This window comes from Lentzea californiensis (assembly GCF_024648825.1).
Classification (GTDB): domain Bacteria; phylum Actinomycetota; class Actinomycetes; order Mycobacteriales; family Pseudonocardiaceae; genus Lentzea; species Lentzea californiensis.
In genome coordinates this window covers 112,313-123,424 of the sequence record NZ_JANBBE010000020.1, presented here as the reverse complement: position 1 = coordinate 123,424, position 11,112 = coordinate 112,313, and the positions used below count along the sequence as shown (strand labels likewise).

Sequence of the window (11,112 nt, the reverse complement as noted above, 5' to 3'; positions counted from 1 at the left end):
CCCGGCCAGATCTCCCCGGACAAGATCGCCGGTGACCAGAAGACCGTGCAGACCGGCACCGTGAAGGTCACCGGCTCCGGCAACGCGATCAAGGCCAACGACGCCAACGTCATCTGTGGTGGCGTGAAGACCGCCAACGCCACCGTCTACCTCATCGACTCGGTCCTGATGCCCGCCTGACATCTCCAGGGGCAGCAGTACCGCGACTCCGGGAACCGCGCTGTACAGGCGGTTCCCGGAGTTTTCACGTCTGCCGGTCGTCCAGCTGTCGCATGTGGACGCTCACGGTCCCGTCGGACGCGAAGATCGTGTGGTTCTCCGATTCGCGGATGATGGCCACGATCACGGTGTCGGGGTTCAAAGGCCGTACCGCTCGCGTGATCAGGAAGGCGTTCAGGTCGTCCGGAACCGCGACGACGACACGATCGGCGATGTCCGCGGCCGCTTCTTCCAGCGCGCACCTGTCCCGCCCGTCGCCGTGCACCGCGATCGCACCATTGGCAGTGGCCTCGGCCACGGCGAGGTAGTCGGTGTCCAGGACGGTCAGCCGTGCGTCCGGCTGCGATGCCAGCACCGAGTTCACGGCGCGGCGTCCGGTGTCGCCGTACCCGATGACGAGGATGTGGTCGGTCACGACCTGGATTCGGTGCGCCGCTCGAACCGGATTGCGTCCGATTCAGCGAAGGCTGATGGTGAGCACCGGGGCGCCGGTCGGGCTCGGTGATCCGCCGGCGGGCTCGACCGTGAGGATGGCTTCACCCGTTCCCCGGATCCCGCTCACGAGCAGCGACGTCACATCGCCCGCCGGGCGCGTGGTTCCCGCGGATCTCGGACCCTGGCCGTCCACCAGCCACAGCTGGTAGACGCGGTCGCGCGGCAACGTGCGCAGGTCGTCTGCCAGGAAGAGCATCTCGTCTCGGCTGCGCGAGACCGCGGCGGTACCCGCCTGATCTCTCGCCGTGAGGAGTCGCAGATCCGGCGCCGCCAACAGGTCACCGAGGTGAGTACGCGGAGACGCGGCCACCGGAGTGAAGGCCGAGGAGATCACGGCGCCGTGCACACCGGCCACCACCACGGCAGCCGCACAGGCGACGGAAATGAGGGCTGCGGCGCGCCGGAAACCTTGACGCCGTGAGGAAACTGCCACGTTCTCCGAGGCCGGCGGCACCTGCCGCACGTGCCGGACCGCAGCCAGTACCTGTGGCCGCAGGGCGCGCGGATGAACGTGGTCGACGGCGTTGCCGAGCCGGGCCGCGGTCTCCCTCAGTCCGGCCAGTTCGTCCGCACAGGCCCGGCACCTGCCCAGGTGTGCTTCGAACTCGGCTCGCTCGGCGTCGAGCAGCGCGCCGAGTGCGTGGGCACCGGTCAGCTGGTGCTGGTTGATCGCACGCGTCATTCCCGGTTTCACAGTGCTGCTTCGAAGCCGGCCGGTGATCGGATTGCCTCAAGCAGCAGGTTGCACTCCCATGTCCTCCATGACCGACCGCAACGCCTTCAGTCCGAAGTGGACTCTGCTGCGCAGAGTCGCCTGCGGCACCTCGAGTTCCGTGGCCACGTCGCGGTACGACCTGTCACGCAGGTGGGTCGCCACGACCGCGGCGCGCTGGTCCGCGTTGATCCGAAGCAGTCCCGTCCGGACCAGACGGCGGTCGATGGCGGTGCTCACGAAGTCCTTGCACACTTCACCGGCTTCGGCGGCGGCCGCCTGTGCGGCGGTCATCCGCTTGTCGTGGCGCAGGCGTGACCGCACCTCGTCGATCACCACGTTGCGGGCGATCGCGAACAACCAGACGCGCACGCCGGCCAGGTCGGGCTTGAAGCCATCGGCGGATCTCCACACCCGCAGGAAGACCTCCTGCACGACCTCCTCCGCGGCAGAGTCGTCGCCGAGTTGCCGCAGTGCGAAGCGGTGCAGCTCCGGTGCGTGCAGGGCGTAGACCTCCCGGAAGACCACGTCGCCACGCAGGTCGGATCCCCGTCGTCTGCCGATGTACGCCATGAGCTCCCCATCGCCGGTCCTGCAAGGGATTCGAGACCGGCGGGGCGGCGGATGGGCGAGTTTCGTCCTGATTTCAACACGGCGGCCGGCGCGGTCGTACACACCTGTGTCCCACGACCACGTACCGGGAGAGAACATGCGCATCGCTCGCACGACCGCACTCGTAGGCGCGGCAGCACTTCTCATGACCGCACTCGGCACCGCACCCGCCTCGGCGGCGAACGACCAGCCGCGAGTCCACCTGCTGACCTCGGACGGGGTCCTGAGCACCAGGAGCTGGTCGTCCCCGCTGCTGTCCCAGAACCGCGTCCGGGTCAGCGGCCTCCAGGCCCGTGACCGCCTGATCGGCATGGACGTGCGACCCGCCACCGGCGCGCTGTACGCGATCGCCGCCTCGGGCCAGCTCTACGTCCTCGACCCGCGCACGGGCAAGGCGACCGCGGTGGGTGCCCCGGTCGCGATCACGGGAACGGCGGCCGGCATCGACTTCAACCCGGTCGTGGACCGCATCCGCCTGGTCACCACCAGCGGCCAGAACCTGCGTCTGGTCCCGGACACCGGGGCCGTGGCCGCAACCGACACCCCGCTCGCCTACGCGCCGGGTGACCGCGCCGAGGGCAGTGCGCCCCAGGTGTCCGGCGCGGGGTACACCAACAGCGTCGCCGGGGCGGCGTCGACCACGCTCTACGACCTCGACAGCCGCAAGGACGCACTGGTCACCCAGGGCACGATCGCCGGCGTGACGCCGGCCGTGTCGCCCAACACCGGGCAGCTGTTCACCGTCGGCAGGCTCGGCATCGACGTCGGCAGGACCAACGGCTTCGACATCGCCACCGTCGGCGGCCGGCACCGCGCGATGGCCGCCGTGCAGCCCGAGTTCTCACTGCTCGGCGGCTCGCTGCTGGTGAAGGTCGACCTGGACAGCGGGCGGGCCTCGGTCGTCGGCTTCGCCGACGGCACGGTCGTGGGACTCGCCTTCGCCTGACGCACGCCGGATGCCGCCCCGCACCACGGCCGGGGCGGCATCCAGAACGAGGCAGGGTCGCCTTCGCGGACTGAGTCGAAGCCACCGTCACATGTTCACGTCGCTGAAACCAACGTGGTGCCCGCCCGCACGTAGTGTCCCGTCATCCTCGACGAGATCGATCCATTCATCGGAACGGCTGCCACCTCATTGCCTGCGGCGCAAGGGCTGGCGGCCACTTGGTGGTGGCCGAAAGCGCAGGTCGGCAACACCCACCCCGGCGCGACGTCCCCGCTCGGCATGGTGTCCGCCTGCGCCTACTCCGGTGCCTATCCGACCGGGTACGGGCTCTACACGAAGAACACCGAGGGGCAGCCGGAGGAGATGTTCGACCGGCTGCAGGCGTCCGGTTTCACCCACTTCCAGCAGTCCGGCACCGGTGCGATACGCAAGTACTACAACTACGTGCGGGTGACCCCGATGGTGCAGCCGCTGGACGTCCTCGGCGAGGCCTGGCCGCTGCACGACGAGGCCGCCGAAGCCGGGTACTACGCGGCGACTCTCGACACCGGCATTCGATGTGAGATCACCGTCGGCGCCAAGGTCGCCGTGCACCGGTACACCTTTCCCGGGCATCGCAGCGCACGGATCGTCGTCGACCTGTCCTGCGGTGGCCTGGGCATCGACCTCGGTCGCACCGTGCCGTTGCGGGCGCACGTGGAAAGCCTCGGCAACGGCCGCGCCCAGGGAACGGTGGTCGTCGAGGGCGTGCCGCTGTCGGTGTACATCAGGGTCGACAGTCCGGGCTGGCGGCAGATGCTCTGGCACGACCGCCGGCTGATCGAGGGTGGCACGCGGCTTGACTTCGACCGCATCAGGCAGACCACGCTGCGGCCGTTCGGAATGCTCTACATGGGCCCCACCACCGCGGGGCAGAGCGTCGAGATCCAGATCGGGTTCTCCCTGCGCGGCTGTGAACAGGCACGGGAGAACCTGCACCGCGAATGCGGTGACGGGGCGCCGGCGTTCGACGTCGTCCGTGCGCGGACCGAGGACCGGTGGCGCGACCACGTGGGGCGGGTGGAGGTCGAGGGCGGGTCGCCCGCCAGGCGGCAGGTGTTCGCGACGGCCCTGTACCACTCCCTGATCAAGCCGTGCTTCGCCGACGACGAGAGCCCGTTCTGGCCGTCCTCCGGGCCTTTCGTGTTCGACATCTGCACGATGTGGGACATCTACAAGACGCAGCTGCCGTTGCTCATGGCCCTCTGCCCGGAGCGGACGGTCGATCTGCTGGAGTCGCTGATCCGGGTCTGCGAGGAGGAAGGCAACTTCCCGATCGGATACCGGATGGCCCGCGGCGCGGACAGGTTCTTCCGGCAGGCGAGCGCGCTGGTCCACACCGCGCTGGCCGACGTGCACGCCCTCGGCCTCGGCGACCTGGACTGGACCTGGGCGCTGGTGCACATGTACGACGACCTGCGCCGGATGTACGGCGAGGACTTCTACGAGCACGGCGTCGTGCACCCGATCTCGCACACGCTCGACCTCGCCTACGCCTGCCACTGCACCTCCGGCGTCGCCAGAGCCCTGAACGACGTCCAGCTCGCCGACGACCTCGACGCGCGAAGCCGCCTGTGGTCCAACGCGTTCGACCCGGAGACCGGCCTGCTGCTCGACTCGTCGTTCTACGAGGGCGGCAAGTGGAACTACTCGTTCCGGCTGCTGCACGACATGGCGGCGAGAATCGCGATGGTCGGCGGGAACGAAGCGTTCGTCAGCACACTCGACGCGTTCTTCGGCTACGGGGCCCCGCGTGTGGCGCAGCCCGGCAAGCGGCCCGGCTCGGCGGAGATGGCGGCCGGTTACCTGCTGAACCGGTTCGAGGGGCTGAACAACGAGCCGGACATGGAAGCACCGTGGTCCTACCACTACGCGGGCCGGCCCGACCGCACGGCCGAGATCGTGCACGCGGCACTGACCTGGCAGTTCGGCACCGGTCCCGGTGGCCTGCCGGGCAACGACGACTCGGGCGGGCTGAGCTCCTGGTACGTGTGGGCCTCACTCGGCCTGTTCCCGGTCGCCGGGCAGAACCTGTTCCTCGTCAACGCGCCCGCCTTCAGCCGCGCCACTCTGCACCTCGGGGACCGCGACTTCGTCATCGAGACCCGTGGACACCGCGAGACGTCCATCAGTTCCGACGGGCTGGACGAGCACCCGCCGCCGCAGTACGTGCAGTCCGCCCGGCTGAACGGCGAGCCACTGGACGCGGCGCACCTGCGCGCGTCCGACGTTCACGCCGGCGGCCGGCTGCTGCTCGAACTCGGCCCGCACCCCTCGGAGTGGGGACGCAGGATCCTGCCGCCATCAGTGTCCGACCCGTTCGGAAAGGGGGCTCGCACATGAGCAGGCCGAACCGCCGTCTCGTCATCGTGGTCCGGGCGGACCCGGTCATCTGCGGTCACTCCGGAGAAGCCCGCAACCTGGCCGAGGTCGCGCTCACCCGCGGCTTCGACGACGTCCGGCTGCTGACCTGGCCGATACCCGTGCTCCAGGCGGCGGGCCTGCCGCTCAAGCCGCTGGACCGGATCCTGCCCTACAGCGAGGGCATCACCGTGGAACGGCCCGAGCCGGTCGGCGACTACCGGGTACCCGACGGCCGGTACCTGGCCGGTCTGACGGGGCGCCTGGTCGAACTGCTCGCCGAGCCGGTCCCGACCACCTGCGTGTCGATGTACCTCGCTCCCCACGACGCCGTGGTGCGCGACGCCGTCGACGCGGCCCGCGCGGCCGGCTACGCACCCGACGTCCACACCATCGCGAAGGCGGTCGGATCGGACGTCACCAACGTGATCCGCTCGTGCCTGCACGAGCGGCGGTTCGGGGCCGCCGTGGTCCTGTTCACCCGGTTCCTCGCCAACGACCAGGTGATCGCCGTGTCGGAGTACACCAGGCAGGAGATCATCGCCTGTGCGGAGGCCGTCGACGCGCACTGCGGCACCGGGTTCGCCCGCCAGTGCGTGCGCCGGATATCGGTCAGCTACCCGCCGATCGACACCTCGGCGTACCTCGACCTCGATCCGGCGCTCGTGGACGCCGCCCTGCGGCGACGCGGCCTGGAACGCGACGGGTACGTGTTGTTCCTGTCCCGGGTGACACGCGCCAAAGGCATCTACGACCTGGTGGACGCGTTCGCCCGGTGCCAGGCGCGGTCACGGCTGAAGCTCGTGGTCGCCGGCCAAGGCCCCGAACTGGAGCACCTCCAGGCGATCACCCGGCACGACGACCGGATCCTCTTCCTCACCGACGTGGAGGACGAGGAGAAGCCGTTGCTGATGAACGGCTGCGCCGTGTACGCGCTGCCGACCAAGCCCGAACCGGACTTCGTCGAGACCTTCGGCATCGCGCTGACCGAGAACATGCTCGCGGGCGGCGGGCCGGTGATCACGACCACCACCGGAGGCGTCGGCGAGGCGGTGGGCGGGACGGCCGTCCTCGTCGAGGCCGGGAACCCCACCCACATCGCCGCCGCGATCGACCGGGTGGTGCTCCACATGTCGGCCGAGGAACGGCGGCTCATGGCGGACCGGGCACGCGAGCACGCCCTGTCCTTCGACCGCGTCCGGGTGTTCGACAGCCTCTTCGCCACGACCGATCAGGCTGCCGTCCTGACGGGATGAACTCGCTCGCCGATGGCGGCCCGATAGCGGATTGTTGGCCGGCGAGAGTGGAATCGTGTGATCGGAGTTACACCGCACTGAACTCGCTGGAAGGGAGCTGCTGTCCGGAGTTCACTCATGAGAGGAGAATGGCATGGACGAGTACGACAGCCTCGCCGACGAGGACGGTCACATTCGCGGTTACGACTAGGGAGAATCGCGTCACGAGCGTCGATGCACGGTGGAAGAACAGAACGATAACGGAACAATAGATCGCACTGTCAGCATCCGGGTATGACGGAGATCCTCGGGTACGTGCGCGAGAACTTCATCCTCGCGCTGATCATCGGATGTGAGATCGGGTTCTGGTTCTTCCTGCTCGCCGGGCTGGTCGCGCGCTATCCGCTGCGGAGTCGCCGGATCGGCGCCGCGCTGCTCCTCTGCACGCCGCTCGTGGACGTGGTGCTGCTCATCGCTACCGTGTTCGACCTGCGTTCGGGCGGTGAGGCGACGTGGCCGCACGTGGCGGCCGCCATTTATCTCGGCCTCACCCTCGGATTCGGGCACAGCATCATGCGGTGGACCGACCAGCGCTTCCACCACCGTTTCGCCGGCGGTCCGCCGCCCGTCCTGCCGCCGAAGTACGGTCGCGCCAAGGTGCGTTACGAATGGGCGCAGTTCGGCAAGTTCGCGCTCGCGTGGCTCATCTCGATGGTCATCATGGCCTCGTTGGTCCTCTTCGTCAGCACGCCCGCGCAGACCGAGCTGATGTGGAAGGTCGCCATGCCGATCATGACGGGTACCGGTGCGGCCTGGTTCGTCTTCGGCCCACTCCTGACCACGATTCGCCCGCCGCGTCCGCGCCGCGGCGCCCAGCAGACGTACATCGGCTGATCGCCGATCCGACGCGTGGCCGTGTGGGAGGAAGTTCGCAATGAGAATCGCCTGTTGGCAGGCTTCGACGCACCCGTCCGACGTGGCGGGTGCTCTCGCTCGTCTGCGGGTGCGCGCGAGGGAGGCCGCGGAGGCCGGCGCGCGGTTGCTGGTCACCCCGGAGATGTCGCTGTCCGGCTACAACCTCGGTGGCCGGAAGCTGCGTGAGCTCGCTGAGCCGGAGAGCGGGCCGATGTGCGGCGAAGTCGCGCGGATCGCCGCCGAGTGCGGCATCGCGATCGTGCACGGCTGGCCCGAGCTGGCCGGGGACAGCGTCTACAACTCCGTGCGCGTGGTCGGTGCCGACGGAACGGGTCTGGCCACCTACCGCAAGACGCACCTGTTCGGCGACATCGACCGGTCGAGCTTCAGCGCCGGGGACACGGGCGTCGTGCAGGCCGTCGTCGACGGCACGACCGTCGGTTTGATCATCTGTTATGACGTGGAGTTCCCGGAACTGGTTCGCGCACACGCACTGCGAGGCACCGAGCTCCTGGTGGTGCCGACCGCCCTGATGGTCCCGTGGCACTTCGTCGCCGAGACGGTGGTGCCGGCCCGCGCCTTCGAGAGCCAGTTGTTCATCGCCTACACCAACTGGACCGGCGGGGAACGTCGTCTGAAGTACTGCGGTCTCACCAGGGTGGTGGGACCGGACGGCCGGGTCGTCGCGATCGACGCCGAGACCTCGGACGGGCTTCTGGTGACCGATCTGGACCTGTCGCTGATCGCCGAGGTCCGCGCGGAGACCCCGTACCTCACCGACAGGCGTCCGGAGCTGTACTGAGGCTGTCCCAGGTCCTGGCCACGCCGGCGGCCACGACCTGGGACGCGTCTCAGATGACGACCGGCGCCAGCTCGTCGAAGAGGTCGCCGGGCCCGGGGTTGTCCGGGTGGGTCGCGCCGCCGAGATGACGCATCACGCCCCAGACCGCGTTCAACGCCGTTTCCACGGCGTTCTCCGCGAACCCTCCCAGCCATGAGATGTCGTCCCCAGCCATGAGGAAACCGCGGTGCTTCGCGTCGAACCCGTCCTGCATGAAGTTGGTGAACAACGCACGCTGGTACCGGTACTGCCCGGGGAGGCTGGACTTGAACGCGCCCATGAAGTTCGGCTCGGTCTCCCAGGTGACCGAGACCGGCGGCGCGACGATGTGCGAACGGATGTCGACGTCCGGGTAGATCTGGGCGAGCGACGCCAGGACCACCTCCAGCCTCTCTTCGGCGGTGAGGGTGGCGACCTTCAGGGAGTCGTCGTTCCACGTGTACGACAGGCACATCACGCCGGGTTCGTCGGGCCCGTCGTCGAACAGGTAGACGCCTCGCGGCAGCCGGTCGGTCAGCGTCATGCCCATGACGTCGCGGCCGGTCTTCTCGTCGCGGTCGCGCCAGAACGGGCGGTCGGTCAGCACGAAGAGCTTCGACGAACCCATGTAGTGGGTGCGCTCCACGGCGGTCCACAGATCGGACGGCAACAGGTCGGGGTCGCACTGGATCCGGGACAGCAGGTTCCAGCTCTGAGCCGTGAAGACGGCCACCGGGTACTCGCGCACACCACCGGACACGTCCTCGATCAGGTAGCCGGCGCCGGCGCGGCTGATCCTGCACACACCCGGCATCGGCTTCCCGTCGTGCAGTCGTGCCAGCGAGGTGCCCGAGGGCCAGTGCACGAGGTCGTCCGGCTCGTGACTCCACAACCCCGTCGGAACCTGCTGGCTGCCGCCGATGATGCGGTACTGCTTGTCACCGACCTCGGTGTAGACGACTCGCAGGACGTCGAGCACGGAATTGGTGAAGTCGGTGTCCCACCCACCGCACCCGAAGCCCACCTGGCCGAAGATCTCCCGTTGTTCGAAGGACGAGAACGCCGCCGTGGAGGTCAGGAAGCCGTAGAACGACTGGTTCTCCAGTTCGCGGACCGTGCGGTTCCACAAGGCTTTGATCACGGAGATGTCGCGGCGCTCCATCGCGCCCATCATGACCGGCAGGTCGGCCTTTTCGTGCAGCGCCTTGGACCACGCGTCGGAGACTTGCTGGAACGTCAGGGGGAGGTCCTCGGGTCCACGCGCCCAGTGCGTTTCCCCTCGCAGGTTGATGACGGTGCTGGGAGTGGCCTCGGCCAGCGGATTGGGGAACGGAACGGCTTTCAGACCCAGCTTGTTCACGTAGTGGAAGAGCGTGGCCGACGGCGAGAACCGCATCGACCCCAGTTCCGCCCTCGGTTCAGGGTGTCCCTCGAACCCGACGGTGCGCATCCGCCCGCCGAGTTCCTCGATCTCGTACACGACCGGTCGCAGTCCCAGCTTCATGAGCTCGTAGGCGGTCACCATGCCCGAGATCCCGCCGCCGATGACGGCCACCTCGGTGCCGTGCCGCTCTGCCGGCACGGCACCGAGTCCCGCCCGGTGGTTCAGCCATTCTTCGTAGACGAAGGGAAAATCCGGGGACAAACCCGCGGTCGGTGCCGGCTCGTCATCTGTGATAGTCGACGTGAATCCCATTTTGCAACCTCGATGATTCGTCGGATCTCAGCGGTGTGACGGAACTGCGGTCAGTGGTGAGCGCGCCGGAGAACGAGGCCTATCGGGAAGGACGGCGGGACTTCAGAGCGTCCTTCGGGCCGGCCGCCACTACTTCGAAGTTCTTCCTCAGGAGCCCCAGTCGGTGGATGAGGAAATCCGGGCCCGCCACGCAGATCCTGGTGAAGCCCTCTTTCACCAGCCGGTCGTGGACGTGCCCCCAGTGCACCGGGTTGACGGTGGAGGCATCGAGCATCGCGCCGACCTCGGCACCTCCGCTGACCAGCGAACCGTCCTGGTCCGAGATGATCGGCATCGTCGTCGCGGTGAACGAGAACTTCCCGAAGACCTCTTCCCGCATCCGGGCGCGCAATGGCGCCAGAACACGGGCATGCGCGGCGGGGCGCATCGTGGTCAGGGAGTAACCGCCGCGGTCGCTGATCTTCCGCTTGAACTCCGCGAGATGCTTCTCGTGCATCGTCACGAGGTGAACGCTGTCGTCGAAGTAGCCGGAGATCTCGTGCCACTCGTCGTTCTGCGACATGGCGGTCAGCACTTCGTCCAGCCGTTCCTGCGGCGTCCGCACGACCAGCTGGCTGATCAAATCCTGATGTTCATCCCGGAAGTAGTCCAGCTCGCACCGCGCCAGCTCGGCGGTGAGCCTGACGACCTCCGCGAACGGCATGGCTCCCGAATAGGCGACCGCGGCGCGCTCGCCGAAGCTGGATCCGACGCACATGTCCGGACGGAAGCCCAATGACTTCTCCATCCAGTCGGCCATCGCGACGGAGTTGACCAGGAACCCGATCTGCTGTGCCGCGCTGTACTCGTCGGGACCGGTTCGCAGCTCCTCGAGCAGCGAAAACCCGAGTGCTGCGTCCGCTTCGGCCAGCCTCCGCCGGGCGAACGGACTGACCGTCATGAACCTGCCGACATCGCCGAACTTCGACGGACCCATTCCCGGGAACACGACTGCTGTGCGGCTCATGGCGACGCCTCCAAACACATTTGGAACTACGTGGTCTCGGCCTGCGCCGCAGTGGC

At 68.2% G+C, this 11,112-nt stretch carries 11 protein-coding genes; 6 read left to right on the top strand and 5 right to left on the bottom strand.

The features are described 5' to 3' along the window. Positions 1–180: fasciclin domain-containing protein (locus LX88_RS41460; RefSeq protein ID WP_258953225.1), on the top strand; the 180-nt coding region annotated here is incomplete at its 5' end. 64 nt (positions 181–244) lie between these two features. Here LX88_RS41460 and LX88_RS41455 read toward each other — a convergent pair. Genes LX88_RS41455 through LX88_RS41445 form a run of 3 tightly spaced genes read right to left on the bottom strand, consistent with a single transcriptional unit; the run spans position 245 to position 1,999 of the window. Next, on the bottom strand, positions 245–634 hold the full coding sequence (locus tag LX88_RS41455; RefSeq protein WP_258953224.1) for an NAD(P)-binding protein: 390 nt from the start codon (positions 632–634) through the stop codon (positions 245–247). A gap of 42 nt (positions 635–676) precedes the next feature. Next, complete coding sequence (locus LX88_RS41450) at positions 677–1,396, bottom strand: anti-sigma factor (RefSeq protein ID WP_258953223.1); 720 nt, start codon at positions 1,394–1,396, stop codon at positions 677–679. A gap of 48 nt (positions 1,397–1,444) precedes the next feature. Then, positions 1,445–1,999 carry a sigma-70 family RNA polymerase sigma factor gene (locus LX88_RS41445; RefSeq protein ID WP_258953222.1) on the bottom strand — a complete coding sequence of 185 codons (555 nt, stop codon included), beginning with the start codon at positions 1,997–1,999 and terminating at the stop codon, positions 1,445–1,447. A 136-nt stretch (positions 2,000–2,135) separates the two neighbouring features. Here LX88_RS41445 and LX88_RS41440 point away from each other — a divergent pair, with 136 nt between their 5' ends. From LX88_RS41440 to LX88_RS41420, 5 genes are all read left to right on the top strand, one after another. Beyond that, a complete protein-coding gene (locus LX88_RS41440) occupies positions 2,136–2,984 on the top strand; it encodes a DUF4394 domain-containing protein (protein ID WP_258953221.1) in 849 nt (282 codons plus the stop codon). A gap of 144 nt (positions 2,985–3,128) precedes the next feature. Continuing rightward, a complete protein-coding gene (locus tag LX88_RS44500) occupies positions 3,129–5,366 on the top strand; it encodes a glycoside hydrolase domain-containing protein (protein ID WP_308203491.1) in 2,238 nt (745 codons plus the stop codon). Beyond that, positions 5,363–6,640, top strand: a complete 1,278-nt coding sequence (locus LX88_RS41430) for a glycosyltransferase (protein ID WP_258953220.1) — start codon at positions 5,363–5,365, stop codon at positions 6,638–6,640. Before LX88_RS44500 ends, LX88_RS41430 begins: the two co-directional genes overlap by 4 nt. A 273-nt stretch (positions 6,641–6,913) precedes the next feature. Next, positions 6,914–7,513 (top strand): hypothetical protein, encoded by a 600-nt coding sequence (locus LX88_RS41425; protein WP_258953219.1) that lies wholly within the window; start codon positions 6,914–6,916, stop codon positions 7,511–7,513. Positions 7,514–7,553: 40 nt separating this feature from the next. Continuing rightward, on the top strand, positions 7,554–8,336 hold the full coding sequence (locus LX88_RS41420) for a carbon-nitrogen hydrolase family protein (RefSeq protein ID WP_258953218.1): 783 nt from the start codon (positions 7,554–7,556) through the stop codon (positions 8,334–8,336). A 49-nt stretch (positions 8,337–8,385) separates the two neighbouring features. Here the strand turns inward: LX88_RS41420 and LX88_RS41415 are convergent, their stop codons facing one another. Together LX88_RS41415 and LX88_RS41410 are read right to left on the bottom strand one after the other, a co-directional pair. Then, positions 8,386–10,050: a flavin monoamine oxidase family protein gene (locus tag LX88_RS41415; RefSeq protein ID WP_258953217.1), complete on the bottom strand. Its 1,665-nt coding sequence runs from the start codon at positions 10,048–10,050 to the stop codon at positions 8,386–8,388. 79 nt (positions 10,051–10,129) lie between these two features. Continuing rightward, positions 10,130–11,056 (bottom strand): ACP S-malonyltransferase, encoded by a 927-nt coding sequence (locus LX88_RS41410; RefSeq protein ID WP_258953216.1) that lies wholly within the window; start codon positions 11,054–11,056, stop codon positions 10,130–10,132. Positions 11,057–11,112 lie beyond the last annotated feature (56 nt).

What these genes read in the sequence shown, in the direction of transcription:
- LX88_RS41410 (WP_258953216.1), bottom strand. Translation starts at nt 11,056, where the DNA reads ATGAGCCGCACAGCAGTCGTGTTCCCGGGAATGGGTCCGTCGAAGTTC.
- LX88_RS41440 (WP_258953221.1), top strand. Translation starts at nt 2,136, where the DNA reads ATGCGCATCGCTCGCACGACCGCACTCGTAGGCGCGGCAGCACTTCTC.
- LX88_RS41450 (WP_258953223.1), bottom strand. Translation starts at nt 1,396, where the DNA reads ATGACGCGTGCGATCAACCAGCACCAGCTGACCGGTGCCCACGCACTC.
- LX88_RS41415 (WP_258953217.1), bottom strand. Translation starts at nt 10,050, where the DNA reads ATGGGATTCACGTCGACTATCACAGATGACGAGCCGGCACCGACCGCG.
- LX88_RS41445 (WP_258953222.1), bottom strand. Translation starts at nt 1,999, where the DNA reads ATGGCGTACATCGGCAGACGACGGGGATCCGACCTGCGTGGCGACGTG.
- LX88_RS41425 (WP_258953219.1), top strand. Translation starts at nt 6,914, where the DNA reads ATGACGGAGATCCTCGGGTACGTGCGCGAGAACTTCATCCTCGCGCTG.
- LX88_RS41420 (WP_258953218.1), top strand. Translation starts at nt 7,554, where the DNA reads ATGAGAATCGCCTGTTGGCAGGCTTCGACGCACCCGTCCGACGTGGCG.
- LX88_RS41430 (WP_258953220.1), top strand. Translation starts at nt 5,363, where the DNA reads ATGAGCAGGCCGAACCGCCGTCTCGTCATCGTGGTCCGGGCGGACCCG.